This is a genomic window from Gluconobacter sp., assembly GCF_047722525.1.
GTDB lineage: Bacteria > Pseudomonadota > Alphaproteobacteria > Acetobacterales > Acetobacteraceae > Gluconobacter.
Genome location: NZ_JBDNYY010000004.1, coordinates 47,781 through 74,344 on the forward strand (window position 1 = coordinate 47,781; position 26,564 = coordinate 74,344).

Genomic DNA, 26,564 nt, shown 5'->3' on the forward strand with positions numbered 1-26,564 from the left:
GCCAAGGTTACGCTAACATAGCTGGACAGCAGGTCCACCCTTGCCGCTTCAGTAGAACTCCCGCGCCGCGCCATAGATATGGTAAAGTGAACTGGCTGGCACATCTGAAACGCTCGCCTTTCCGGACGCATCAAACCGGTCAATCCACAGGGGCCGCGCACTATCGGGAATGAACGTCCCGAAGAAATGATCCGTCAGCCCCCGAAGCAGGTCCGGCCTCTCGCCGCGACAGACCAGCAGACGGCACAGTTCCGTCTGCGGCCAGATCCGCGTCGCATTTTCCAGAACCCGGCCATCATCCAGAATGGCATCCCTCACGACGCAGCCCCTGAGTCCGTGACGCATGCCGAACGCGAACAGACTTTCCGCAGCCTGAGCAATGGCCTGCGCTTCCCTCGCCCCGGGATTCAGACGCAGAAACTCCCCCAGCAGCCAGGACCACTCGAAAAGATGCCCCGGCTCCACGCGATTGCCCCCCGAAGCCACGGTCGGCCGCCAGTCCGTGGTGAAGTCTTCCAGCAACGCCCCGGATCCAGACTGAACCAGCTTCTCCAGCGCCAGTCGCACCAGGGAAGCCGCCTCGTCCAGATAGAAGCTGTCCCCTGACACCTCGAACAGCACCAGAAACGCCTCAAGCAGATGCATGTGCGGGTTCTGATGCCGGACCGGTCCCGCCAGCGGAACCTCGTCCAGAAAGCCGCCATGCTCCGCCCGGAAGATCTGGTGAAGCTCCAGCACCGTCTGCCGCGCAACCGACAGAAAATCCGGATTACCGCTCAGGCGATACGCCCAGCCATAGGCATAGAGAATGAAGGCATGGGCATAGAGATCGCGCTTCGTCCCGACGGGGGCGCCATCCGGGGCCACGGAGAAAATCCACCCCGCCTGTCCGTCCCGATGCCGGTAAAGCCGCTCGACTTCCTCCAGACAGACAAGCGCCTGCGCCGAGGCATCATGCAGCCCGTCAAGCGCCGCCCGGCAGAACGTCGAAATCTGCCGGGCCTGCACCATCAGCCGCGACGCCTCCAGAACCAGAGGCGCGCGGGAAAACGTCATCCGCTCATGATAAAGCCGGCGCCCACGGTCAAACCCGGCATCGCTCCAGTAAGGCAGCACCGTACGCGTCAGCCAGCCGGTCCAGAGCGCCTTCTGGTCAGCATCCATGATCGTGGGTAAGGCGGCGTGTCGCGTTCGGGTCTGCATCCTGACTGCCGTATGAGAGGTGAACGCCCGCGTCAACACACGCGGACCTGCCACAGCAGAACCGGAACGGAATTTCGATTTTTCAGGGAAAAGGGAAACTGGTGGAGCCAATCGGGATCGAACCGACGACCTCCTGAATGCCATTCAGGCGCTCTCCCAACTGAGCTATGGCCCCACATGTTTCATCTGCGGCCCCTCTGGGACGGAGCCGGATGAGGGCGGTATATCGTCATGATTTCGCCCTGACAAGCCTGAAAAACAGATTCCCGGACCAGATTTTTCAGGCCGGAAGAACCTTCAGCACCCGCAGTTCCTCCAGCAGCGGCAACAATGGCAGTCCCATCACGGCATCCTGCGCGCCTTCGACAGCCGAAAAAAGCTGTATCCCGAGGCCCTCAAGCCGATACGCCCCCACACAGGACAGGATCGCCGACCCTTCCCGCTCCAGATAGGCCTTCAGAAAGTCGTCAGAGAAATCCCGCATGGTCAGGCGCGGCGATGCCAGATGCTCCCAGATTTTCTCGCCCCCCTTATAGAGAACGACCGCCGTGCGCAGAACATGCGTCCGCCCCCGCAGACGACGCAGATGCTCCGCTGCCTCGGCGAGAGAGGCTGGCTTGGCAAATGCCTCCCCCTCCAGATCGAGGATCTGGTCCGCCGCAATGGTCAGTTCCCCGAAATCATCATCCCCCGTGGCCAGATTGGCCTTCGCATCCGCAAGCGCGATCGCCGTTTCCGAAAGCGTATGCCCCTGCGCCTCACAGGAGCGCCGCACCGCGTCCTCATCGAGATCGACCGGTCTGGCCTGCACTGTAAGGCCCGCATTTTCGAGAAGCATGCGCCGGGCCGAAGACCCGCTGGCAAGAATCAGGGAAGTACTGAAAGACATCATGACGTACGACTCCGTACTATCGACTGTTGGAACGGGGGCGAGTACTGCGGAACACCCTGTGAAGGCATTGCGTCAGTACTGGGGTACATGGGGATAGTACCTGCCCTCCCGAAAGGAGTACCGAGTACCGTGGATTGTACGGTACACCAGCCGGAACTGGGGGTTGTACACAGCCTCTCTGTGGGCAATTCGGGATTGAATCAACGACTCCCTTGCAGACTGCGGCTTCCAGAGTTGTACACAGTGTGAACAAGACGGGGTACATTTTCAGAAAGCCGGGTACCCCGGTATCCACAGGGTTCATCTTAACCTCCAGCATTTCTTTCTTTTTTCTTTTATGATTAGTGGGCGGCATGATTTCGGAAAACGCACCTTCCTCACCCTCGTCGAAACCGCTTCTGCGGGCCCTCCGTGGTGAAGCCGTCTGGCCCCCTCCGGTCTGGCTCATGCGTCAGGCAGGCCGCTATCTCCCTGAATTCCGCGCCATGCGTGACCGGGCCGACTTCCTGACCCGGTGCATGACCCCGGACATGGCGACCGAACTGACGATCCAGCCGATCCGCCGCTACGGCATGGACGGTGCCATCCTGTTTTCCGACATCCTGATCCTGCCCTGGGCCATGGGTCAGTCCCTTGAATTCATTGACGGACGCGGTCCCGTGCTCGGCGCCATCCGCTCCGAAGCCGATCTTGCCAGACTGGACCCCAAACGCGTACAGGAGGCCGTCGCTCCGGTGCGGGAGACCTTGTCCCGCCTTACAAAAGAGCTTCCCGACGTCACCACGCTTCTGGGCTTCGCAGGCAGCCCGTTCACGGTGTCCTGCTACATGGTCGAGGGCGGTGGATCGCGGGATTTCGCCGAAACCCGCCGCATGATGCAGACCAATCCGGCCCTGTTCGATCGCCTGATCGACACCCTGACCTCGAGTACCGCCGAAATGCTCTGCGGCCAGATCGAAGCGGGTGCGGAAGCGGTGATGCTGTTCGATTCCTGGGCCGGAATCCTTCCGCCTTCCGCCTTCCGCCGCTACGTCATCGAACCGACACGCCAGATCGTCGAGTACATCCGCGCCCGTCACCCCAAAACCCCGATCATCGGTTTCCCGCGCCTTGGCGGCATCATGGTCCGCGAATATGCGCAGAAAACCGGCGTCAACACGCTTGCCCTCGATACCGTGGCCGATCCGGCCCAGATTTCCGAACTGGTCTCCGAAGTCACGCCGGGCCTGACGCTTCAGGGCAACATGGATCCGATGATCCTGTTCTCCGGTGGCGAGACAATGCTCCGCGAAGCCCAGGCCATCCGGGACGCAATGCGCGGAAAACCGCATGTTTTCAACCTCGGACACGGCGTCATGCAGCACACGCCCCCCGAGAACGTGGCAGCCCTCGTCGAGGCGGTACGCGCAGTATGACGGGCGGTATGACAACCGCTCTCGATCCGGCCGGCCATCTGAAACTGGTCATTTTCGACTGTGACGGTGTCCTCGTGGACAGCGAAGGCCCGTCCTGCCGGGCAACGGCTGAATTTGCCCGCTCCAAGGGGCTGTCCATTTCCGACGACGAGGCGCATAAGCGTTTCGCGGGCATGGCCCTGCCGCAGGTTGTGACGGAACTCGAGCATGAACTCGGGCATTCCCTCCCGGCAGAAACGGCATTCACACTGCGCGAAAATCTCGTACAGATGATGAAGAAAAGCGCAGAACCCGTAGGCGGAGCGCTCAAAATGCTGGCAGACATGCGGGCTTTGGGAATGCCGGTTCGTGTTGGCTCAAATTCTTCCGTCCGGGAGATGGACGCCAAGTTCGAGCGTACCGGAATGTCGCAGTATTTCCCCGAAAATCGCATCCATTCCGCCAATGATATGGGCTGCCCCAAACCCGCGCCGGACGTCTATCTGTACGCCGCAAAGGTCGAGGGTGTCCTGCCGGAAAACTGTGTCGTGATCGAGGATAGTAATACTGGCGCGGAAGCGGCCTGGAAGGCTGGCATGGCCTGTGTGCTTCTTCGCCCGGCGGAGGAGCCTGCCCCGCCATTCTGGCCCGTCGAAGGATCCGTCCGCATCACGCATCTGGACGAGCTGGTACCCCTGCTGTGCCGGACACTGGAAAGCCAGAAACACGCATGACCGACTTTCTCGCGACGTATCAGAGCTGGATCCTGTCCCTGCATATCATGGCGTTCATCGCCTGGATGGCCGGGACGTTCTATCTGCCGCGCCTGTATGTCTATCACTGCCAGGTGGTACCGGGTTCGGCCGAGAGCGAGCGGTTCAAGGTCATGGAGCGCAAGCTCCTGCGCCAGATCATGACCCCGGCTATGATCGTGACCTTCCTCGCCGGCGGTGCGCTGGCCTCCATTCCGGGCCTGATCGACTGGAACGCCGGCTGGTGGTGGATGAAGCTGATCTGCGTCCTCGGTCTCGCTGGCTTCCACGGCGCCTGCGGGGCCTGGCGTCGCGCCTTCGCCGAAGACCGCAACCAGCACCCGGAAAAGTTCTACCGGATCGCCAATGAGGTCCCCACGATCCTGATGATGATCATCGTCATCATGATCATCGTCCGCCCCTGATAAAGATCCCGGATAAAAGTTTTTGGGTGTCGCCTTTTTTCAAAAAGGTGACGTTCTTTGAAGCTTTTTGAAAAAAGCTTCACCAAAAACTTTTATCTTCTTCAGAGCAGTCCGTATTTCACGCCCGTCATCTGCTCGGAGACGGTCCACAAACGCGATGCCAGCTCCGGATCATGGGCCAGCGCTGGCATACTCGCTACCCCCGGCACACCATGCCGCTCTCCCGGACCCTGCGGACCGTAATAGCCACCGTCCCGCGCCTCCGGACTGGCCAGGGCATAAAGCAGCGGCCAGGCGCCTTCCTCGACTGTCTGGCCCATCGCATGAAAGACTGGTCCGGCAAAACTTCGCGCAACGGTGCGCATGAACCGCGCCGCTCTGTTAGGCGACTGATCCAGACGGCCGTTATTCGCCACGATATTACTCGCCGCCCAGCCCGGATGCGCGGCGCGCGAATGAATGGGCCACGGTGCCTTGGCCGCCCGGCGGTTCAGTTCCAGCGCAAACAGCAGGTCACACAATTTGCTCTGCCGGTAACGGGCCATCAGATTGTAGGAATGCCGGGCATTCAGATCCCCGAACGGAATCTGCCCCTTCAGTGCCGCCAGTGAGGCTACCGTCATGATCGTCGCATTCCCGGCCGCCAGTAACGGCAGCAGCCGTCCCGTCAGCGCAAAATGCCCGAGATAATTGGTCCCGAACTGAAGCTCGAACCCGTCCTTCGTCGTCAGCCGCGTCGCAGGTCCCATGACCCCGGCGTTGTTCGCCAGAAGATGGATCGGCTCGCCCCGGCTGCGCATGGCAGACGCAAACGCCTCGATCCCCGCCAGTGACGCCAGATCCAGCAGCTCGAACCGGGCTTTCACGAACGGCACACGCTCATGAAGTCGTGCCAGGGCCGCCTGTCCCTTGTCATGACTGCGCCCGCTCAGAAGGATGCGGGCGCCCTGTTTTGCCAGCCCGCAGGCAACCTCGAACCCCAGCCCTCCCGTCGATCCGGTAATGAGCGCCGTCTTCCCGTCCAGACGTTCAAGAGAGTCCGTGGACCATTCGGGAGCGGAGGGCTTTGTCATGAGGTCTGTCCTTCCAGTCTGTGTCAGCTCGGTTGCTTGTCCACGCGCGCAGCATCGCGCAGTTCGTCTGCCTGGGCCTCCTTGAGGGCTTCATCCGTCAGGCGCTTCTCGTTCTTCTTGAGAAAAACCAGCCCCCCGATCAGACAACTCACCCCCACAATGGCCATGATGACACCGACCGGCCCCGAGATCTTCTCGATCTGTTTGCCCAGTTCATAGGTCACGAAGGCATAACCCCCCGCCCAGCAGATGCCGCCCATCGCATTGAAGAACAGGAACGAATGCCAGGGCATCCGGTTCGCTCCGGCCAGCAGCGCCACGAACACCCGAAGCACCGCGATGAAACGCCCGAGGAACACGACGATCCCGCCATGCTTGCGGAACAGATACCGCCCCAGCATCAGCCGCTCTTCCGTCATGCCGACCTTGTGGCCGTGCTTTTTCAGAATGCCGTAACCGAAGTGATGGCCGAGCAGATACCCGATATTGTCGCCCATGATGGCGCCAAGCACGGCTGCCAGCGCGATCCAGCGGATTTCCAGATGGTGGGTGCTTCCCGCATAGAGCGAAGCCGCGATGATGACGCTTTCCGCTGGCAGGGGAAGACCCATGCTCTCGAACATGACGATGACGCCGACGACGCCATAGCCGTAATGCACCAGCATATGGTCGAGAAAATGACTGAGATGAAACAGTGTCCTGGTCCCGTTCAAGCTGTGGCGGAAAGGAATGCCACCGGTTACGATACTACGGCATCGGAGACAGGATGAAAAATGACGACATCGCCTTCCCCCCCGGTTTCTCCCGTAGCGCCCCCGTCCGCATCCGGAAACTGGCCCTCCTGGGTCACGCCTGAACTCGTGGCCGGACACACCCTGTCCTTCTCCGAACTGCGCACGGCAGGGAACTGGATCATCTGGCTCGAAAGCCGCCCGGATGAACAGGGACGTGCCGTCATCACTGCCCGCGATCCCGAAGGTCACATCCGCGACCTGATCACGCCCGGATATTCGGTCGGCACGCGCGTGCATGAATATGGCGGCGGCGCATGGGATGTCCGCCTGAAGGATGGTGCGCCACAGGTCATCTTCAGTGACCGCAAACTCGGCGGTCTCTGGTTCAGCGACGGCACCAGCGCCACGCAATGGACGCAGGCAGGCGAAAAGCCCGAACACCGTTACGCCGACCTGACCTTCGATCCTGCCTCCGATGGCGTGTTTTGCGTGCGGGAAACTCATGGCGAAGGCGTGCCCGTCGCAGCCCTCGTTCATGTGCAGGCCGACGGACGCGCAACCGTGCTGGCCGAAGGCGCCGATTTCTACGCCGCCCCCCGCCCTTCACCCGACGGACGCTTCCTGGCCTGGTTCAGTTGGAATGACCCTGCCATGCCCTGGACTGTCACAACCCTCTGCGTTGCACCTTTCGATCGCACAACCGGCACGCTCGGCCCTATCACCGACCTGACCGGACCCGAACCGTGCAGCATCATCGAACCCTGCTGGTCCCCCGACGGCACGCTTTACGCCACGTCTGACGCCCCGGGCCGCTGGACCCCAATCCGCTTTTCCCATGACGACACCGGCTGGCATCCACACAGTCTGAACGGTGCCAACGCCGAAATCGGTCTGCCGCACTGGGTCTTCGGTCAGCGCAGCATGGCTCCCCTGTCCGGAAACAGACTGCTGACCCTTGGCATCCGTCACGGCCTCAATCATGTTCTGCTGGAAGACAATGGAAACTGGGCGGACGTCGCGTTAGGCACCCCCGTCAACGTCCCGCAGCCGCTCGAAGACGGGCGTTTTGCCTGGATCGACGCCCCGACCGACGCCCCAGCCGCCATCGCTGTCGGCCGCCCCGGCGAGCCCTGTGACCGCTTCCGCACCAGCGTCACGCTGCCGCCCGGCGTGACGAAAGCTGATATCGCCACCCCCACACCCCTGACCTTTTCGACTGTCGGCGGCGCAGAAGCCCACGCCCTGTTCTACGCTCCCGCCAGCAGCACCAGCGCGCTTCGGGATGGCGAAAAACCCCCGCTCGTCGTCATGGCTCATGGCGGTCCGACCGGCCGCGCCAATCCGTCCTTCGCCTTCAAGGTGCAGTGGTGGACCTCGCGCGGTTTCGCCGTCCTCGACGTCAATTATCGCGGTTCAACCGGCTTCGGCCGCGCCTATCGCGAAGCACTGGACGGACAGTGGGGTGTCGCGGATATCGAAGACTGCCTCGCCGGCGTGCAGGCCGTGCTCGACCGTGGCCTCGCCGACCCCGCCCGCTGCGTTATCCGCGGCAGCAGCGCCGGCGGCCTGACCATCCTCGGCGCCCTGGCCCAGTCGGGCCTCTTCGCTGCCGGCACATCCCTCTACGGCGTCACCGACCTGCGCGCTCTGGCTGAAGAAACCCACAAATTTGAAGCCCGCTATCTGGACGGCCTGATCGGCCCCTATCCCGAAGACGAGGCCGTGTATTTGAAACGTTCTCCCATCACGCAGGCCGAAGGAATTACCGTTCCCGTCCTGTTCCTACATGGCGGCGCAGATAGGGTCGTTCCCCTCTCACAGGCGGAATCCATGCGCACAAAACTCGAACATTCCGCCCTGCACGTCTATCCGGAGGAAGCCCACGGCTTCCGCGCCCGCGAGACCATAGAAGACGCCCTGCAACGGGAACTCGCCTTCTATCAGCAGGTCTTTGGTCAGTAATTTTCAGGCTGGGGAGGCATGCAGGGATTTGCCTCCCTGCATGGAGCGCCCCGGAAAATCAGTCGTCCGAAAGCCCGAACTGGCTGGGATAGGGCATCGCATTCCGGCTGAGCTTCTTCTTTTTCCACTCCGCCAGCGCCCTGTCATATTCGACATGGCGCAGGGCGAACTGCAACGCTTCCACATGCCGTTCATTGGCCGAGTCCATAATGTTCCGGCGCCATCCCGCCGCGATCAGCCAGTATTCCCCAGCCAGCCGCCAGTCTCCGGCCTCATGATGCTCCAGCGCCAGCCGCTCAAGCCCATGATATTTGTTCTTCGGATTGGCGAGCGCTTCGGGCGTGAGAATGAAATCATCCCCTTTCCAGAGGAACGTCGATTTCATGTAGGGAAACTGCCGGGTCATGACACCCGGATCCCCGAAATGCTCCTTGATGAGCATCGGAACCAGCCTGTCGTAAGACCTACGCCATTCGCACTGCACAGACCGTTCCCCTGAAAATCACATTGAAGAGTCCCGCTTCTATAACGAACCGGCCTTCCAGAGTCGATTTTTCCGGCTGAACAAAATCACTCCATAGGCCGCCCCATCTCCCTATAGATAACTCATGCAATGTTATGTATAAATAATTATATGTTATTATTTAATATATACAGCGGTTAAAGAAGAAAATATTCGATGTTCCGGAAACGGGTTTGAATTTCCATAATACTTCTTCTAAGAAGCCTCACCGAAATTACTGGTGCCCTGTCTCAGGTCCGCACATTTTCTCTTTTTCTCTTCAGAATCCCAGAGTCTCATGGACACCAAAACCCTCTTCTCCGGAATGGCCCTGGCCTTCGGAGCCTATTCCGCGTTCGCCATCAGCGACGCCTTCTCCAAACTTCTGGACGGAAGTCTCGATCCCTTCGAGGTCGCGTTTTTTGGCGGGGTGTTCGGGTTTCTCATCCTTCCCTTCATCCGCAAACCGACTGAATCCTATCTCGACATCGTACGCCCCAAGCTTCGCGGAATGTGGCTGCTGCGGGCTGTCTGCGTCTTCGTTGCCACGGCTGCCAGCGTCAAAGCCTTCATGCTGCTCTCGATGCCCGAGGCGCTGTCGATCACCTTCCTGATGCCGCTGTTTGTCACGATCCTGTCCGTCGTGCTGCTCAAGGAGAAAGTGACGTTCTGGGCCTGGCTGGCGGTCGCGCTTGGCTTTGCGGGCGTCCTGATCGTTCTGCGCCCGGGAGTGCGCCCCCTTAATCTGGGCCATCTGTGTGCCCTCATGGCCGCCTGCGCGAATGCGGGCAGCGTGATCGCCTATCGCATTGCCAGCAAGGAAACCGTCCGCCTGTCGCTCTTCGGATCGAGCCTGATGGGCGCGCTGGTCGGCAACGGTCTGCTGATGATCGCCCATGCCACATGGCCGTCCAACACAAAGATCTGGTTCTACCTGTTCGGATACGGCTTCCTGACCGCTCTCGGACAGCTCTGCATGATGCTCGCCACCGCCAGGGCCCCGGCCAACCGCGTCGCTCTGCCGCAATACAGCCAGATGGCCTGGGGCGTTGCGCTGAGCTACTTCCTCTTCAAGCAGCCGCTCGATCGCTGGACCTTCGTCGGCATCGCGGTCCTGACAGCCTCGGGTATGCTGAACTGGATCCGCCAGCGCATCCGCTACGAGAAAATGGCGATGAAAGAGCGTCTCGAACGCCTCAAGGCGCGCAAAATCGCCAAGGGCAATATCAAAGCCGCAAAGAGGAGCGCGCTCTCCGCGCGATAGAGCCTCTTCCCGCCGCTGTGGATCCGGGTCAGGTTCTGGCTTCAGAGACGCGGCGGTGGTCCTGACTGCCCCTCGGTATCCTGGTCCAGTCAGACCTCTTCGCTGCCGGAGCCTCCCTCTACGGCGTCACCGATCTGCGCGCTTGGGCCTACGAAATCCACAAGTCCGAAGTCGGCTATCTGGACGGCCTGATCGGCCCTTACCCAGAAGACGAGGCGGTGTATCTGAAACGCTCTTCCATCATGCAGGCCGAAGGAATTATCGTTCCCTTCCTGTTCCTGCATGGCGGCGCTCCCCCTCTCACAGGCGGAGTCCATGCGCACAAAACTCGATTATTCTGCCCTGCACATCTATTCCCAAGAAGCTCACGGGTCTGCTTCCGCGAAATCATAGAAGACGGCATGCAAAGGGCACTCCTCTTCTACCAACAGATTGTTGGTCAGTAATTCCCGGCCATTCTCCGGACGGAGCAGGAATAGAGAGGCTTGCACTGTTCTGGTGTGTCGGAAGCTGGATTGCCTGACAGGATTCCCTGTTTGGGATACGCAGATCGATAGAGAGAAGTGTTCAAACGCGGGGAGTGTCAGAGGTAGCCGGTTTGGTCTATATCTACTCCCAATAGCCCATGAAATCACATGAGTGGCAATGACTAACAGGGCGGAGAAGATAGAGTGATTGTTGTTACCGGAGGGGCCGGATTTATTGGATCCAATATCGTTGCTTCCCTCAACGAAGCCGGCCGCAATGACGTGGTTGTCTGCGATACCCTGGGCTCCGATGGAAAATGGCAGACGCTCGCGCGCCGCGTAGTTCAGGACGTCGTTCCGCCCGATGAACTGATGTCCTGGCTACAGGGACGTACCGACATCGAAGCCATCATTCACATGGGCGCCAACTCCTCCACCCTTGCCCAGGATGGGGATGAAGTCATGAAAAGCAATTTCCGGTTTTCCCTGGCGTTGCTTGACTGGTGCACTGAGCATCAGGTCAAACTGATCTATGCTTCCTCTGCCGCTACTTATGGTGATGGCAGTGAGGGTTTTGAAGATGACATCTCCCTCTCTTATCTCCGTAAACTCCGGCCTCTTAATCTTTATGGCTGGAGCAAGCATCTTTTCGATCAGGTCGTCGCTACCCGTCTTGAGAACGGTGAAAGATTGCCTCCGCTCTGTATTGGATTGAAGTTCTTCAATGTCTTTGGACCCAATGAGCAGTTCAAAGGCGGTATGATGAGTCTGGTATCCAAATATTTCCCTCTCATCCGCAATGGAGAAACCATCGACCTGTTCAAAAGCTACAAGCCTGAGTACAGGGACGGAGAGCAGCTTCGTGACTTCGTCTATGTGCTGGATATAACCCGGACGATTGAATGGCTTCTGGAACACGCCCAGGGTGTGGCTCTTTACAATCTTGGGAGCGGTGAGGCGCGGAGCTTCCTGGATCTTATGTACGCAATTTTTGATGCTTTGGGGCAGGAGAAGCGCATTCGTTTTGTTGAAATGCCCGAAGCGATGCGTGCGCGTTACCAGTATTATACGAAAGCCGATCAGAAGCGTCTGCGTGCAGCGGGCTGTCCCGTGCCCTCCACGCCGCTGGAAACTGCGGTCCGTCACTGTGTCGAGACGTATCTCAATTCTGAAGATCCTTATCGTTAACCAGTTCTGTCCGGTTTTTTTTTGCTTTAGGATTCAGAGTAGGATTGTCTCGCTGTGCACTCAGATGACATGTCGCCCTCTCATGACTGGCAGTACGGCAATAACCGTCGTTCTACACTCGGCATTGCTGAACGCTGGTCTGATCTCGCCGCGTATCGGGCATTCGACAAAAAAGTGCCGCTTGAGCGTATCCTGCTTGTCAAGGCAGACGCCATCGGCGACTTCATTCTCTCGCTCGATGCCATGCTTGCCCTGCGGCAGGCATTTCCTGAAGCGCATCTGACACTGGGTTGCGGGCCATGGAATGTAGAAATTGCGCGGGCACTGGATTTCTTTGACGAGATCCATGTTGTGAATTTCTTTGAATCCCGGGCAGACAAACCCAGACCCCCTTTTAGCGTCAAACTTCTCAACGGGCTGGAAAAGAAGTTTTTCGATCTTGTTGTCGATGTGCGTATCGATGTCGACACACGGGTCATGTTTCCCCATCTTCAGGCCACTTATAAATGTGGTTTTGACGCAGGGTCCCCTGAACTGAACCAGATGATGACCATGTGGCTTCCACATGGCATGCCTCCGGGAACGGATATGAATCTGGGGATGCATCAGACACTTCTGATGAAAAGACTGGCCGACAGCGTTATTGGACTGTTTCGGACATCTCCGGATATCGGCCGTCTTCTGCGCGAGCGGATTGCGCAGCCCGCCAGGGTCGATCTGGAATTTGCCAAAGGGCGCATCCTTGTCGCCATGAATACCTCTTCCGGGCGTCTGGCAAAAAACTGGCCCCTCAGTCGTTACCAGGCTTTGATCGCATGGCTCTGCAACACGATGAACGTGGCAGTCTTCCTGCTGGGAGGACCAGATCAGAAGGAAGAATCACACTATCTTCTGGAGGCCTGTCGGACTCCTTTCCTTGCATCATTTGTCGGGCAAACGACCCTGAGGGAATCCATGGATCTGCTGACCCGGGCCGATCTGTATATCGGGAACGATACAGGACTGACCCACATGGCAGCCAGAATGGGCGTATCATCCGTCAGTATTTTCTCCGGCATTGATCCTACCGCCATGTGGGCACCTGTCGGGCCAGACGTCACCGTCCTGAGAGCTCCGACGGCCTGCTCAGCCTGCCATATTTTACAACTAAAAGACTGTCACCATGGTCATAGCTGTATTCTCGACATCACCCAGGAAGATGTGCGAGCGGCTGTTCGAAACAAGATCATCGCAGCCCATAGACGCCGTATCACTGCCGGCGTGACAGGGACGTAAGGACTACCCATGCTCCATATGGCAAAAAATCTTCGTAATTTCCCGCGGGATGTTTTCAGCGTTCTCAGGGTGATTCTGGACAGACTGGATGCAGTCACGATGAGACTGGATACTGTTGCCGACAGAGTCGATCTGCTCGAAAAGAAGAAGCCCGTCGTCTTTCCGTCTTCCCTCATCCGTGAAATGACATCGGGCATGTCTTCCATGAATGAATTCTGTGATGAGACAACCCGGTTTCTGATCGAACAGCATCGTGACATCACGGCTTTGCTGAATACGCAGAAAAAGCTTCTGGAACAGGCCTGCACTACGGAATCTCTGGCAAGAAGCATTGTGCCTGCAATGGAGCAGGGGATGCCAGCCATTGTTGAGGAACATGTCGACAGACTGGCCCGTCTTTCCGAAAATCAGGACAAAAAGCTTGCGGATCTGGAAAGCCTGATCAGGGCTCAGGAAACGGTCTTTCCAAGTTGGAAGGCAACACCTGAAGGATCGGAGGAAATCCGCCATATCCTGAGCTTTCTTGCACCAAGAAAAGCGAAAGGTGTTGAAAAATGCCGACTGGGGCGGGAGTATGATGGCGGGTATGTCATGCTCGACAGCTTTCCTCCGGAAACCGTGGCCCTCTCTCTGGGCATCAATGATGATGTTTCCTGGGATCTCGCTGTGGCGGAACGTGGCTGTGATGTATTCCAGTATGACCACACCATCGACGCGTTACCGGAGTCCCACGAACGTTTCCATTTTCACTCCCAGCGCATTACGGCCTGGAAGGAAGAAGGACGTATGCTTCGAGATGCGGTTTTGGATGAAGCCCTTTCCCCGAATGCTCCGATTATTCTGAAAATGGATATCGAAGGGGATGAATGGTCAGTCTTTGATACGACCTCCACGGACATTCTTGAACGGTTTACCCAGATCGTCGTGGAATTCCATCATTTCGAACGCCTTGCAGAGCCGGAGTTCCGAGCCAGAGCCGAAAGGGTTTTCCGAAAACTGGCAGAGAAATTTTTCGTTTTTCATGTTCACGGAAATAACTGCGGTAATCTCACGAATGTGCAGAACATTGTTTTGCCGGAATCTCTTGAGGTCAGCTTTGCCCGAAAGGATCTATATCCTTCCGAGCCGACTGATGAGCTTTTCCCCCAGACTCTCGACATGCCTAATCAGAAAGGGCGTGCAGACTTCTATCTTGGTTGTTTCAGGTTCTGACGGGAATATTTGTTTATGACATGTCGTATAGGGTTTCTGGGTAACTGTCAGGTCCAGTCCTACAGTGTTCTAACGCCACTCATGGTCTCCGGAGCGGAAGTGGTGGCTCTGGATTATTCCCGCCCGGAAACCCGTGAAGAAGCTGTCCGGGAGAGATTTGTCGAGCAGTTGGAAGACTGCGACTATATTTTTACGCAGACGGCTTCCTTTTCAATCACGAATGAAACAGCTCTGCGGGAGCGTTTTGGTTCAAAAGTCAAAACGATTGCAAATTTCTATTTCAGGGGGCTGTTTCCTGACAGTTGCATGATAGGCAGCTTCGGAAAGCGTCTGGACAAGCCGACGTCTATCAACAGCGTTATTATTCTGGATGCCTTCCTGCGAGAGGAAAGCGAAGAAAATGCCGCCCGCTGTTTCAACAGGGAAAATTACATCCGGCTTGGTCTCCTGCAGGCATGGGAAAACAGCATGGCGGAAATGTACCGCCGCGAAAGCAACAATCACGTCGATATTCCCGGTGCAACTCTCATGGAGCAGGCCTGTTTGCGTTATCCGGCATTTATCACGATGAACCACCCTTCTCTCTCCATGATGTCGGAATATCTGGAGAAAATTTTTCTGTATTCTGGGGTGATCTACAGAAGTATCAACCCAGTTCTTTTCGAAGATCCACTAGAAGAGCATGACACGACATCAGTGGATAATCTGGTCGCTGAACTCCGCAACCTGCCCTATCGCGGGTCCGGATACTGGCGCATCAACTCCCTAGGTCGCAGATTCATAGATCGTGCTGAACTGATCTCGCAGTTTTACGAGACATACAGAAACACGCCGCGTGAAAATCTCGTCGTTCACTCACCTACTGATCTGGTCCAGTATTATTCCAGTGAAAGTAATCTTCGCTTCCTGGTCGACCCGCAAGCCCCCGTTATCCAACCACCCATGAGAGTCAGCATGCGGCGACTTTAAGGCGTTTTAATTTTTCCCGGTTCTGAAACAAGGCAGGACCGGGAACAGGAAAGCGTATATTTAAAAATAAGGACGAATTATTTTCGAGAATTTTAAGTAAGATCGAATTTATCAAATAAACTCTCGCCCAGCATTATAAATATGATAAAGAGAACTGGCTGGCATATATTCTACTAATGGTGTGCCATTAGGATTCAGGCGATCTATCCACCCGCCGTTCAGCGTGTGGGGTGCATATTGGGACAGAAATTTGTCTCCAAGATGTGATGCCTCTACCAGCGCCACATTTTCATTTTTCGCCCGCTGGCAAAGCAGGCGAATGAGTTCGGTCTGAGGCCAGATTCTGGTTGAATGTTCAAACACATTCCCTTCCTCGGTCATGGCGTCAAAGACCAGACCTGTGGACTGGTCACGTCCCTTTGCCAATCCGACCTGATACAGATGTTCTGCTGCTTCTTTAAAGCGCATGGTTTCCGATCCAGTGAGAGAAGCAAGTCGGAGATACTCACCTAAAAGCCAAGACCATTCAAAAAGATGGCCAGGCTCGACACGATTGCAGCCGGTTTTTTCTGCAGGTTTCCAGTCTGCGGCGAAAAACTCAAGCAATAGTCCGGAACGGGGTTCAATAAGGTGTCTGAGCGCCAGATTTGCCAGTTCGCCCGCTTCATTCAAATAGAACTCGTCCTGCGTAGCTTCGAAAAGAGCAAGATATGCTTCCAGAAGATGCATGTGCGGATTCTGGCGACGAAGACTGTCTATGGGTGGAACTGCATCGAGAAAGCCACCATTTGGTGCCTTAAAAATGGCCCGGATATCGCTGGCGGTTTTCCGGGCCAGCCGTAGGGGACCTCCCGCCCTGATAGACCAGGCGTAAGCATAGAGAACGAACGCATGTGCATAGAGATCACGTCTGCAATCTGCAGGTTTATCATCAGGGCCGATCGAAAAGACCCAGCCAGGTTCGCCGTCATTCTGATGATAAAGGCGTTCCATGGCATCAAGACACGCTTCTGCTCTGGAGGTGGCATCATAAAGACCATCAAGCGATGCACGGTAGTATGTCGCGACCTGACGTGCCTGTACCATTAGGCGGAGCGCTCCCATGCGTACCGGCGTTCCATCCCATAAGAGACGTTCATGGAACAGGTTCCGCCGCGTATCAAAGCCATTGGTCGCCCATAACGGAAGCGCTTTTGAAGCTAGCCAGGTTCGCCAGGCAAGAGACGAAGCGGCAACATTCATATGAGTATTTTTATGCATGGTAATCTGTAAATTTCTTCAGGATTTTACTGTTGTGGAGTTTGGGCTTGGGGATGTCATCTTCCGTACGATCGATGTTGTGGATCGTCCGGAGACCAGATCGACAAGAACGACCAGTCCGCCATAGGATTTTACAAATTCGCCGCCTACAACTTCATCTTCCTGATAGTCCGCACCTTTTACGATAACGTCCGGTCGTAAAGCCTTGATCGTCTCGAGAGGCGTATCTTCGTCAAAAATTACTACAAGATCGACATAACGGAGTGCGCCGATGACCGTAGCGCGCGCCTGTTCATCCTGAAGAGGGCGTGTAGGCCCTTTGAGACGAGCTACCGAGGCATCGCTATTAATGGCGACCACGAGTTTATCACCCTGCTGGGCGGCCGATCGGAGAAGAGAAATATGTCCAGGGTGAAGCAGGTCAAAGCACCCATTGGTGAATACGACCCGGGCTCCATGATGGTGCCACTCCTCAATAATGAGTTTAGCGTGATCAAGATCGGTAAGGGCACCACTTTCCTGCATACCCGCAAGCAGCACAGCACTAAGCTCCGCGCGCGATACGGTTGCAGTTCCCAGCTTGGAGACGACGATTGATGCAGCGTTCGTGGCGATGACGACAGCGGTTTCAAGATCTTGCCCCGCAGAAATCATGCTGGCGATTGTGGCGACTACCGTATCTCCCGCACCAGAGACATCATAGACTTCTGACTTACGAACCTGAGAATGAATAATTTCACCGTTATTCCGAAAGAGCGTCATACCTTCTTCCGAACGGGTTACGAGCACATCACCACCAAATTGTCTGGCTATACAGTGAGCAGCGCGCTCAATTTCACTATTACTCTGGGTTGGAAGGTTCGTCGCGGCCGCAAGTTCACTGCGGTTGGGTGTAACCAGAGAAGCACCCCGATAAACTGAAAAATCGCGACGTTTCGGATCGACGATGATGGGAATATCCTGCTTGTTCGCTGCTTCAATCGCAACACGAATGACGTCGTCCCCAAGAACGCCTTTCGCATAGTCGGAACACACCACAACATCTGCTTGGGCCGTTGCCTTAACAATGTTTTCCATAAGACGTTTACGGGTGTTTTCTGATGGATTTTTGATGTGCTCTTCATCAATCCGGACAATCTGTTGGCGCCCGCTCAGAACACGCGTTTTCGTAATCGTAGTCCATTCATGATCTTCGACAAGGCCCGAGATATCAATGTTCGGATGTAGCTGGAGAGCATTTTTCAACATTGTCCCAGAAACATCTGGACCGATCAGTCCAATCAAAACCACATCGCATCCAAGCGCTGCGGCATTCATGGCAACATTGGCTGCCCCCCCCGGCACTGCTGTATGTTGTGCCCGGAGCAATACGGGAACAGGGGCTTCTGGTGATATACGGTCCACAGACCCATGTACGTAACAGTCAAGTACAAGGTCTCCAATGATGACTATGCGACCAAAATTAAAGTCCTGAATCATGACTGTCTTCCATGAGGCAAAGAAACAAGAAGCGGAGAAAGAAAAGAGGAAAGATTTCCTCCCGAAAAAAGGTGACCCGCAATACCTGCTGCTTCGGCCGCCTGAAGGTCCGTTATTTTATCACCGACCAGAAATGAGTACTGAGGGTCTATTCGAAAATCAGCCATAGCACGCTTAATCATTCCAGGATGTGGTTTGCGATCCGGATGATCACTTCGATAGGCTTCTATGGAAGCATCTGGATGATAGGGACAAACATAAAAACGATCTATTATCCCACCATAGCAGGCAAGACGTCTGGCTAGAGCATAGTTAAATAAATCTACGTCTTTTTCGTTAAAAAACCCCCGGGCAACACCAGATTGATTTGTAACAACGATAGTAAGATACCCATTCCTTTTAGCCATGGCGACAGCTTCTGCAGCACCATCGACGAGAATTATTTCATCGGGTAGGTGTGGGTATCCAGTATCTAAATTGAGTACCCCGTCTCTATCAAAAAAAACGGCAGCCTGACCCGAATTTTTATTCCGGGCAATGGGGTGTATTTTTTTCTCATTAGAAAACAAGTCAACATTCATCCAATTTTACCGTTTTTCTTTTTTTGCTCCCGGAGCATTTCTAATTCTACCATAAATTGTCTTGTCTTCTAATTCGATGATGAAGCTTTCCTGTTTTGAAGTCTAGAGCTTGTTCGGAGGTTAGTCCTAGGTTTTGATAAGGTGGATTGAGGATGAATTGCTCTGGATCTGAAGTCCAGATTTTGCAGACCTATTCGTCAGGTGTAAGGGTACTCAGGGTCTTGAGCCTTCGCCTGAAGTTGCAGGCAGCCATGCTGTCATTGAGGTGTGTCCTCAGTTTCTTATGGCTGCCGTCCTGGCGATGCCACGCTGGTGACGGCTCCAAAGCAGCGCAATACCAACAATGAAAAAGCAGATCTTGGGCGAGCCGTATTCCTCAGGTCTGGCAGGATAAGGCCGCAAAACTGTCACACAAAGATCAGCATTCCCGGTGGTCCCTGAAGTTCAGCAAAGCAAAACGACAGATGCGGCGGCAAGCGATGGCGTCAGGCTCCATGAGGGATGACGCCATCGCAGCAATACCGCGTCCAATGTCTGGGCTGACATTGCCTATCGCTCAAAAGTCAATGAAGCCGTCATGGATAGGGACGGCTCTATCTCAAAGACCCATCGCAAAAAGCCGCATCTCAAACCCACGCCCAGGCATATCCAAGATCACATGCTGTAAAGTCCGTCATTCGATCCCGTGTCGAGCATGGTTTCGCCGATCAGAAATTATAGATGAGGCTGTTCATCCGCACTGTCGGTATCACGCGGGCTACCATGAGGATCAGCGCCGCCGTGGAGCAACCCAGAGCCGGAACCGCTCATTCTGCTCCCAACTCAGAGCGAAACTTGCCCCATTGTCCGTGACGCCCAAAATCAGACATCAAGGACTTCAATCCTTCCGACTTATTACCTGGTAAATGTCAGCAGATGATTCACTCGTCATTTGAACAGAAGGACCGCTCTTCAAAGTGATTTCGGATGGTAGCCTTGGAACTGACCACATTTAAGGAAATGCTCTGTTTCGTTTTTGTAGCGCCCTTCGCTGATGTCAAGTGCTGCCTGTTGATAGTTTCGGCTATAATAACCTCTGTCGACGCGAACTGGAGCACGACCTTCTTCAAACCATTTATCTAGATATGTATTTACCATCCCCCGGATGCCGTAGCGGGTGAATTCTTCATGAGTATCAGGATACATTGCTATGAAATCTTCTATATTGAAAGCTTGAAGATAACAATCGATATCACTTGTCCGGTGTTTTACAGCTTCTCGCAAAGTATCATGTGACATATAGCGCCAAGAATTTCTAATGGGGTCGATATAGGAGCGATATTCATTGATATGAAGTGCTTCATAAACAGGGAAAAGATAGAATTCATATCTTGGATCATCAAGAGGTAGAAGCATACCGTAATAGTGCTGGGCAGGGTTAAGCAATCCTGCAACCGGGAAATAGATCTTGGTTGCTGAAGACAACCATGAAGCCATCCAAGAAAAAGTACTAATACATGGAATTATATGTTTTGATTTTCTTATAAAATCAAAATCCCGGGCAATTCCTCTAGATGGAATATATGTTGCATCAGGAAATGCAGACCGTAATTCATCCATGTAAGGAGATTCGTCAAGTTGTCCGTAAAATATGCATTTCTTTTGTGTTTTGTGCGCGATAAATTTGTAGAATTCTATGGGGAGCATACCATAAAGATCACATATTCCCTGAAGTATGTCTCCACCTCTTATATTGATTACAAGCTCATCTTCACCTCCGCCCTCGCAACTGTCCAGAGGGGGGGAAATAACATCATAATCAACTTCATCTCTACGTGGGAAATTATTTATATTTTGATATATACTCTCTAGACTTAAAAAGCATGCGTCAGAGTTCAATATAAATTTCTTAAGTCCTTCAAAGGGAAGCAATCCATATCTTCTGCCACTACTATGATAGCGATCATGAAATCCGCCTGGATGAGTGTCTAAACTGAAGTCAGGAAGATCTATATTGAAAAGTGGAATTTTAACATTACTTATTTTCCCAAAACCTAACATTCTCTGCATCTTGAGTGCAGTTAAATACATTGGCATGACATTTCCTGGGTTCCCATCAAACCAAACTCTTATATTAAAATCTTTCATTTGTTCCTCGTTTTGATTTCGGATTTTAGGTTAATATTAAAAAGAATATTTTAAGTTACACATTAACTAAAACATAAAATTTCTATCCATGCCAGAAAAATTCATATAGTTACATCGTTGTTACTGCTCTCTTAGATTGAAATATTATTCTGCTATATTCTCTTATTTTTTTTGTCTTAATTGAAGGTGCGGTATAGAAACAGATTTTTTGATACTTGTGAATGGATTGTCTTTCTGAGTGACTTGTCGATAATCTTGAAGCATTTTCCCGGATTGCGAGTTTTGTCGCTATTCATTCATCCGTGAGGGCTCACTCTCAATCTTTCACAATCGTCGGCTCCAGCTTCCGGATCACCCGGAACGCCGTCACCACTGCCAGACTGCCAAACAGCACCACGCCCAGCGACTGCCCGGCCAGAATCCCGAGAGGTCCGTAAGCCGACCCGAACCAGACGAACGGAATGGTCCCCAGTGTCGCCCGGCCCCAGTTGAACCCCGTGGAATAAAACGGGTGCCCCAGATTGTTGAACGCCGTATTGGCCACGAACAGCAATCCGACGAACATGTAGCTCAGCACCAGCCAGCAGCAGAACAGCCGCACGATCTCCACGCCCACGCCCTGAAGTTCGAAAAGCTGAATAATATAAGTGTGTGCAGCCGCGAGAATCAGCCAGGTCACCCCCACACACAGCGCCGTCAGCTTGAGCGCCGCTAACAATGCTTCCTGCACGCGGTGAATCTGCCGCGCACCAAGGTTCTGGGCCATGATCGGCCCTACCGATCCGGTCAGTGCAAAAACCAGCGAAAACGCTACCGGCACGATCCGGTCAATCGTCGCCTGTCCCGAAACGGCATTGAGCCCGAAACGCGCCATCGCATGCGTCACGAACAGCGCCCCCGTCGGCGTTGCCAGATTGGTCGCAATCGCCGGAACCGCAATTCCGCCAATCAGTCGCGTTGACGGACCGAACGCCGACCGCTCCGGCCATTCCAGCATGGCGTGGCCCCGAAGGTTCAGGAATCCGCTCGCCGTGATGGCCAGCCGCGCCAGAACCGTGCTGATCGCCGCTCCCTCAAGCCCCAGATGCAGCCCGAAAATCATCACCGGGTCCAGACACGCCGAAACGACTGCCCCTGTCAGCGTCACCCGCATCGAGCGTTTTGCATCCCCGACCGCCCGCAGAAGCGATGACAGCGCCATCCCCAGACAGACCAGCGGCAGCGCTGGCGATACGATATGCAGGAACGTGGCCGCATGCTGCTGCGCCTCGCCATGCGCGCCCAGTAGCCCCAGCAGAGGTGTCGCAAATGTCGCCGTCAGCAGCCCAAGAACAGCGGCAATCGCCACCATGACCACCAGAAATGCCGAGGCCATCCGCCGCGCTTCGGCATGCTGCCGCGCCCCGATTAGCCGCCCCGTGCAGGCCCCGAGTCCGATTGTCATGCCGATCGAAACCGAGACCTGCACGTAACTGACTGCCGTCGCAAACGCGATCGCCGCCGTCAGCGTCCTGTCATGCAGATGGGAAATATAGCCGTAATTGAGCAGATCGACGGCGAACACGGCCATCAGTCCGATGGCCCCCGTTCCGGCCATGGTCATGACATGGCGCATGATGCTGCCATGCACGAATCTTGCGGGTCTGACCGGAGAATCGTCGGGGATACGGGGCTTTTTCGGGTCGTCGTCTGGCTGGGGCATGCTCACGCATATTGCCTGTTCCACACCCGGAGAACCAGAGGTCGAAAGCGTTTTTCGCGCTCGAATCCCAGAGAATCCAGGGGCTGAATCCGGCTTTCATACAGGGTGGACCGTTCTTTTTTCCCTCGTAAGGACTTCCTTAACATCCGCTGTGGAATCTTTGCCGATGATGCTCGGGCATACGACCCGCAGCCTGTTCCATGTCCGGGAGTATGCCATGTCCTCGATCATCAACGCGGTTCATACCGCTGTCAGTGGCCTGAATTCGCAGTCCCACGCCTTCACCGACCTGTCTAACAACATCGCCAACAGCCAGACTACCGGCTACAAGGCCAGCACCACCAGTTTCGAGGACTACGTCACCAACAACGAACTGACCAATAACGGTCAGGCCCTGAGTGACAGTGTGGTCGCCACCACCCGGCAGCACAACGACAATCAGGGCATGGTTACGACTTCTACCAACAGCACGGCCCTCGCCATTTCCGGCAACGGTTTCTTCAATGTCGTGCAGGCCACCGGCCAGAGCAACAACAGCACTCCTATTCTGGGCTCGCAGCAATATTACACCCGCAATGGCGACTTCTCGCAGGACAAGAACGGCTATCTGGTCAACACGTCCGGCTATTACCTGGAGGGATACAACGTCAATTCCTCCACGGGCACACTGGGCACGTCTCTCAGTCCCATTCAGGTTCCCTCTACAGTCGCATTCCAGCCGACCGAGAGCACGAAGCTGACCATGACCGGTCAGGTTGGCAGCAGCGCAACCTCCACGGGGGGAAGCGCCACCACTTCTGCCACGGCTTATGACAGCAAGGGCAATGCCCAGACTGTCTCGCTGGACTGGACGCAGGTTGACGCCACGACCTGGACCGTCAGCAATCCCAATAACCCGACCAACACTGCGACCGTGAAGTTCGACGCCTCTAGCGGCGCCATTGCGTCCGTCAACGGACAAAGCCAGTCTACGGGTTCGGCTGCCAGCTTCGAATATGAGGGCTCGCCGCAGAACATGACCGTCAGCCTAGGCACCATCGGCTATACGAACGGTGTCAGCATTACGACGGACGGCTCCACGCCCAGCGGCGTCACGACAGTCTCCGACAGCGTGACCAGCGGCACGTTCTCCGGCATCTCCATGCAGACGGACGGTTCGGTCATGGCCACGTTCGATAACGGTTATTCCCAGCTTGTTGCCAAGATCCCGCTGACGACCTTCGCGGACCCGAACGGCCTGTCTCCCCAGAACGGGCAGGCCTATACCGCCACGTCACAGTCCGGCAGCCCGCAGGTCAACGCCGTCAACACCAATGGGGCCGGCACCCTGACCACGGGCTCCATTGAGGAATCCACCTCCGATCTGACTGGCGATCTCAGCAAGCTGATCGTGGCGCAGCAGGCCTATGGCGCTAACACGAAAGTCGTCTCCACGGCCGACCAGCTTCTTCAGACAACCCTGGCGATGATCCAGTAAGCCGGACTGAAGGGACACCTGCCCCATGGGACTGAACAGCGCACTCTCGATTGCAACATCCGGTCTGAACGTTGTTCAGAACGCCATGGCCGTTGCGTCCAACAACGTCTCCAATGCAGGGACAAGCGGCTACATCAAGGAAAACGCCAACGTTCAGTCGAGCGTGGCTGCAAACATGGGCACCGGCGTCCGCACCGCCGCCACGACGCTGGCCACGAACGAGCAGGTCCAGAAAGCACTTTACGCCCAGAACGCGGACGTGGCGGCCTACACGGCCACCAGTAATTCCCTGTCCAACATCACGGCGCTTCAGGGGTCTACCAGCGCCACCTCCGGCAGCAGCGGGACCCTTTCCGACGAACTGGGCAACCTTCAGTCCGCCCTGACCTCCCTGACCTCCACGCCGGACAGCGCCTCCGCCCAGGGCACGGTCGTCTCCGCCGCCGCCACCTTCGCCCAGTCCGTCAACACGCTCGCTTCGGCTTACCAGACCCAGCGTCAGACGGCCCAGAATGCGGTCGTCTCTTCGGTTTCGGACATCAACACCGATCTCACCACGATCGGCGCCCTGTCCACGAAGATCATGAACCTCAAGAGCACCGGTCAGGATACGGCCGCGCTGGAAAACCAGCGCTACACGGCCCTGTCGTCCCTGTCTTCGGAGCTCTCCGTTTCCTGGTCCGAGTCCGCAAACGGCGACATGACCATCTCCACGGCCGATGGCATCACCCTGCCCACACGGGATAGCAGCAGCACCCAGGGCGCGACCGTGTCGTCCACCTGGCCGCTTGCGACCTCATCTGCCCAGATTTCGGTCAGCACGACCTATCCCGGCACCTCTTCCGGCAATACCATTCCCGCCATCACCCTGAACGGCCGTGATGTCACCACACATCTGACCGGCGGGACGCTGGGCGCCAACATCACCCTGCGGGACACAACACTGCCCACAATGCAGGCGCAGTTGGACTCCCTGACATCGACGGTCGCCAACCGCTTGAACGATCAGGGCATGCCTCTTTTCACGTCCGGTGCGGATGGCGGGGTTCCAGGCGCCTCCCAGACAGATCTCACGCCGACCGGAAGCGTCGGCTTCTCGCAGGAAATGAGCGTTTCCAGCGTCTATTCCGATGATCCGTCCAAACTTCTTGACGACAGCACTTCCGGCACCCAGACCGTCCTCAATGTGCTGAACTACGGCTTCGGAACCACAGCCAATTCTTCCGGCACCGCCCAGACAGCGGCTCCGAGCACCAATCTCGGCATGACCGGAAACCTGTCGACAGGATACAGGGGAAATCAGGGGATCATCTCCCTTGCGACCTCCCTGACCGCAAATCAGGCGGCCACAGCCAGCAATGCAAGCAGCGGCCTTGCCCTGTCCCAGACGACGCAGGCCAGCCTGACGTCCAATCTTTCCGGAACCTCCACGGTCTCCGTGGATACGGAAATGGCCAATATCGTCACCCTGCAGAACGCCTATGCGGCGAACGCCAAAGTCGTTTCGACCGTCCAGACAATGTTCAGCGCTCTGCTGAACGCAATCGGATCCTGATCATGACTGGAACCATCTCCAGCTTCGGCTTCGGAGGCATCTCCAGCCAGCTCCTTCTCGGTGTCCAGAATCTGTCACAGGCGAAGGACGCGCTCCAGCTTCAGGCCACGACTGGCGTTCTGGCCAGCAGCTACGCCGATCTGGGATCTTCGCGGACCCAGGCGCTCGCTCTTCAGCCAGCCATCACGCAGATTGCTTCCTGGAAAGGCAATGTGACGAATGCGCAGAACAGCCTGACCACGACGCAGACCGCCCTGTCGCAGATTTCCACAATCGCCCAGAACCTGACGAGTTCCCTCTCCACGCTCGGAAGCACGCTGTCCTATTCAACCGTCTCGACGGCCGCGACGGCCGCTCAGTCGGCCCTGACCTCGCTGGGCAATCTGCTGAACACGAAACAGGGCGACAGCTACGTCTTCGCCGGGCAACAGAATACGACGGCTCCCGTCAGCACGGATCTGGGCACATCGGATCTCGCCACCCAGATCGGACAGGCCGTCAGCCAGCTCGCTTCAACCAGTGCGGCCGATGTCCTCGGCACGACGCAGGATCTGGTCAACAATACCACGGCCGGCCAACCGTTTTCCGCATCGGTCTCCACCTCGCCCGATCAGGCTTACCAGCAGAAAACGCAGGTTGTCGTCGGGCAGTCCGAAACGGTGTCCATTGGGATGGTTGCCACACAGGGCGCGACATCCACCTCCACAGCTTCGCCGATCCGCGACCTGATGCGAAACCTTATGGTTGTCGCCTCGCTGGGATCTGCTTCAACCAGCACAAGCGACTACGCTAACCTGATCTCGGGGCTTCAGGGATCCATGGACACGGTCACGAGCGGCCTTGGGGACATGAGCGGCCTGCTCGGTGTGCAGCAGAACAGCCTGACCACCCAGACCTCCATGCTGACCCAGATGTCCGCTGCCCTGACCACCCAGCTCGGACAGGTGAAAGACGCCGATCTGGCCAAGGTGTCTACCCAGGTGACAGACACCAACAACCAGCTTCAGGCCTCCTATTCCCTCATCGCTGACATGAAGAGCATGACGCTCGCATCTTACCTCTGATCCTGCG

Annotated in this window: 23 protein-coding genes, 1 tRNA gene and 1 pseudogene; 13 read left to right on the plus strand and 12 right to left on the minus strand. The window is 56.0% G+C overall.

The window, feature by feature from the left end; genetic code table 11:
• Window positions 1–48: 48 nt before the first annotated feature.
• The 3 genes from ABF859_RS05155 to ABF859_RS05165 all read right to left on the minus strand — a co-directional run bounded on the left by ABF859_RS05155 (window position 49) and on the right by ABF859_RS05165 (window position 2,095).
• Window positions 49–1,203: an AGE family epimerase/isomerase gene (locus tag ABF859_RS05155; RefSeq protein ID WP_415526717.1), complete on the minus strand. Its 1,155-nt coding sequence runs from the start codon at window positions 1,201–1,203 to the stop codon at window positions 49–51.
• Window positions 1,204–1,302: 99 nt separating this feature from the next.
• A tRNA-Ala gene (locus ABF859_RS05160) sits at window positions 1,303–1,378 on the minus strand.
• Between the two features lie 105 nt (window positions 1,379–1,483).
• On the minus strand, window positions 1,484–2,095 hold the full coding sequence (locus ABF859_RS05165) for a Maf family protein (RefSeq protein WP_415526718.1): 612 nt from the start codon (window positions 2,093–2,095) through the stop codon (window positions 1,484–1,486).
• A gap of 353 nt (window positions 2,096–2,448) precedes the next feature.
• Between ABF859_RS05165 and hemE the strand changes: the two genes are divergently transcribed.
• From hemE to hemJ, 3 genes are read left to right on the plus strand one after another with little or no spacing between them, the layout of a single operon-like run.
• Window positions 2,449–3,510 carry a uroporphyrinogen decarboxylase gene (gene hemE / locus ABF859_RS05170; protein WP_415526719.1) on the plus strand — a complete coding sequence of 354 codons (1,062 nt, stop codon included), beginning with the start codon at window positions 2,449–2,451 and terminating at the stop codon, window positions 3,508–3,510.
• Window positions 3,511–3,518: 8 nt separating this feature from the next.
• Window positions 3,519–4,223 (plus strand): HAD family hydrolase, encoded by a 705-nt coding sequence (locus ABF859_RS05175; RefSeq protein ID WP_415526720.1) that lies wholly within the window; start codon window positions 3,519–3,521, stop codon window positions 4,221–4,223.
• Window positions 4,220–4,666, plus strand: coding sequence for a protoporphyrinogen oxidase HemJ (hemJ, locus tag ABF859_RS05180; RefSeq protein WP_415526721.1), 447 nt, complete (start codon window positions 4,220–4,222; stop codon window positions 4,664–4,666). The genes ABF859_RS05175 and hemJ overlap by 4 nt, the downstream gene beginning before the upstream one ends.
• A 101-nt stretch (window positions 4,667–4,767) precedes the next feature.
• On the opposite strand, the gene ABF859_RS05185 is transcribed toward hemJ, so the two are convergent.
• The gene (locus ABF859_RS05185; protein ID WP_415526722.1) at window positions 4,768–5,739 is read right to left on the minus strand and encodes an SDR family oxidoreductase; all 972 of its coding nucleotides are present in this window, start codon (window positions 5,737–5,739) and stop codon (window positions 4,768–4,770) included.
• 23 nt (window positions 5,740–5,762) lie between these two features.
• A complete protein-coding gene (locus tag ABF859_RS05190; RefSeq protein ID WP_415526888.1) occupies window positions 5,763–6,362 on the minus strand; it encodes a DedA family protein in 600 nt (199 codons plus the stop codon).
• 150 nt (window positions 6,363–6,512) lie between these two features.
• On the opposite strand from ABF859_RS05190, the gene ABF859_RS05195 reads away from it, so the two are divergent.
• Window positions 6,513–8,435, plus strand: coding sequence for a S9 family peptidase (locus ABF859_RS05195; protein WP_415526723.1), 1,923 nt, complete (start codon window positions 6,513–6,515; stop codon window positions 8,433–8,435).
• Between the two features lie 58 nt (window positions 8,436–8,493).
• On the opposite strand, the gene ABF859_RS05200 is transcribed toward ABF859_RS05195, so the two are convergent.
• Window positions 8,494–8,841, minus strand: a complete 348-nt coding sequence (locus tag ABF859_RS05200) for a hypothetical protein (protein WP_415526724.1) — start codon at window positions 8,839–8,841, stop codon at window positions 8,494–8,496.
• A 394-nt stretch (window positions 8,842–9,235) separates the two neighbouring features.
• On the opposite strand from ABF859_RS05200, the gene ABF859_RS05205 reads away from it, so the two are divergent.
• Window positions 9,236–10,201 carry a DMT family transporter gene (locus ABF859_RS05205; RefSeq protein WP_415526725.1) on the plus strand — a complete coding sequence of 322 codons (966 nt, stop codon included), beginning with the start codon at window positions 9,236–9,238 and terminating at the stop codon, window positions 10,199–10,201.
• Window positions 10,202–10,290: 89 nt separating this feature from the next.
• On the opposite strand, the gene ABF859_RS05210 is transcribed toward ABF859_RS05205, so the two are convergent.
• Window positions 10,291–10,485, minus strand: a complete 195-nt coding sequence (locus ABF859_RS05210) for a hypothetical protein (protein ID WP_415526726.1) — start codon at window positions 10,483–10,485, stop codon at window positions 10,291–10,293.
• Window positions 10,486–10,872: 387 nt separating this feature from the next.
• Here ABF859_RS05210 and rfaD point away from each other — a divergent pair, with 387 nt between their 5' ends.
• From rfaD to ABF859_RS05230, 4 genes are all read left to right on the plus strand, one after another.
• The gene (gene rfaD, locus ABF859_RS05215) at window positions 10,873–11,856 is read left to right on the plus strand and encodes an ADP-glyceromanno-heptose 6-epimerase (protein ID WP_415526727.1); all 984 of its coding nucleotides are present in this window, start codon (window positions 10,873–10,875) and stop codon (window positions 11,854–11,856) included.
• 54 nt (window positions 11,857–11,910) lie between these two features.
• Window positions 11,911–13,131, plus strand: coding sequence for a glycosyltransferase family 9 protein (locus ABF859_RS05220; RefSeq protein WP_415526728.1), 1,221 nt, complete (start codon window positions 11,911–11,913; stop codon window positions 13,129–13,131).
• Between the two features lie 267 nt (window positions 13,132–13,398).
• Window positions 13,399–14,343: an FkbM family methyltransferase gene (locus ABF859_RS05225; RefSeq protein WP_415526729.1), complete on the plus strand. Its 945-nt coding sequence runs from the start codon at window positions 13,399–13,401 to the stop codon at window positions 14,341–14,343.
• Window positions 14,344–14,358: 15 nt separating this feature from the next.
• Window positions 14,359–15,312 (plus strand): WcbI family polysaccharide biosynthesis putative acetyltransferase, encoded by a 954-nt coding sequence (locus ABF859_RS05230; protein ID WP_415526730.1) that lies wholly within the window; start codon window positions 14,359–14,361, stop codon window positions 15,310–15,312.
• Window positions 15,313–15,423: 111 nt separating this feature from the next.
• Here the strand turns inward: ABF859_RS05230 and ABF859_RS05235 are convergent, their stop codons facing one another.
• From ABF859_RS05235 to ABF859_RS05245, 3 genes are read right to left on the minus strand one after another with little or no spacing between them, the layout of a single operon-like run.
• Entirely contained in the window at window positions 15,424–16,572 is a 1,149-nt protein-coding gene (locus ABF859_RS05235) for an AGE family epimerase/isomerase (protein ID WP_415526731.1), read from the minus strand.
• An 18-nt stretch (window positions 16,573–16,590) separates the two neighbouring features.
• Window positions 16,591–18,051 carry a D-glycero-beta-D-manno-heptose-7-phosphate kinase gene (gene rfaE1 / locus ABF859_RS05240; RefSeq protein ID WP_415526732.1) on the minus strand — a complete coding sequence of 487 codons (1,461 nt, stop codon included), beginning with the start codon at window positions 18,049–18,051 and terminating at the stop codon, window positions 16,591–16,593.
• A complete protein-coding gene (locus ABF859_RS05245; protein ID WP_415526733.1) occupies window positions 18,048–18,632 on the minus strand; it encodes a D-glycero-alpha-D-manno-heptose-1,7-bisphosphate 7-phosphatase in 585 nt (194 codons plus the stop codon). Before ABF859_RS05245 ends, rfaE1 begins: the two co-directional genes overlap by 4 nt.
• A 300-nt stretch (window positions 18,633–18,932) precedes the next feature.
• On the opposite strand from ABF859_RS05245, the pseudogene ABF859_RS05250 reads away from it, so the two are divergent.
• A pseudogene (locus tag ABF859_RS05250) lies at window positions 18,933–19,484 on the plus strand (hypothetical protein); the annotation flags it as partial.
• 99 nt (window positions 19,485–19,583) lie between these two features.
• Here ABF859_RS05250 and ABF859_RS05255 read toward each other — a convergent pair.
• Together ABF859_RS05255 and ABF859_RS05260 are read right to left on the minus strand one after the other, a co-directional pair.
• Entirely contained in the window at window positions 19,584–20,759 is a 1,176-nt protein-coding gene (locus tag ABF859_RS05255) for a hypothetical protein (RefSeq protein WP_415526734.1), read from the minus strand.
• A gap of 316 nt (window positions 20,760–21,075) precedes the next feature.
• Window positions 21,076–22,374: an MATE family efflux transporter gene (locus ABF859_RS05260; RefSeq protein ID WP_415526889.1), complete on the minus strand. Its 1,299-nt coding sequence runs from the start codon at window positions 22,372–22,374 to the stop codon at window positions 21,076–21,078.
• A gap of 253 nt (window positions 22,375–22,627) precedes the next feature.
• Here ABF859_RS05260 and flgE point away from each other — a divergent pair, with 253 nt between their 5' ends.
• The 3 genes from flgE to ABF859_RS05275 are packed head-to-tail and all read left to right on the plus strand — an operon-like array spanning window position 22,628 to window position 26,557.
• Window positions 22,628–23,938 carry a flagellar hook protein FlgE gene (gene flgE / locus ABF859_RS05265; protein ID WP_415526735.1) on the plus strand — a complete coding sequence of 437 codons (1,311 nt, stop codon included), beginning with the start codon at window positions 22,628–22,630 and terminating at the stop codon, window positions 23,936–23,938.
• Between the two features lie 25 nt (window positions 23,939–23,963).
• Entirely contained in the window at window positions 23,964–25,493 is a 1,530-nt protein-coding gene (flgK, locus tag ABF859_RS05270) for a flagellar hook-associated protein FlgK (RefSeq protein ID WP_415526736.1), read from the plus strand.
• 2 nt (window positions 25,494–25,495) lie between these two features.
• Entirely contained in the window at window positions 25,496–26,557 is a 1,062-nt protein-coding gene (locus tag ABF859_RS05275; protein ID WP_415526737.1) for a flagellin, read from the plus strand.
• Window positions 26,558–26,564: the final 7 nt, after the last annotated feature.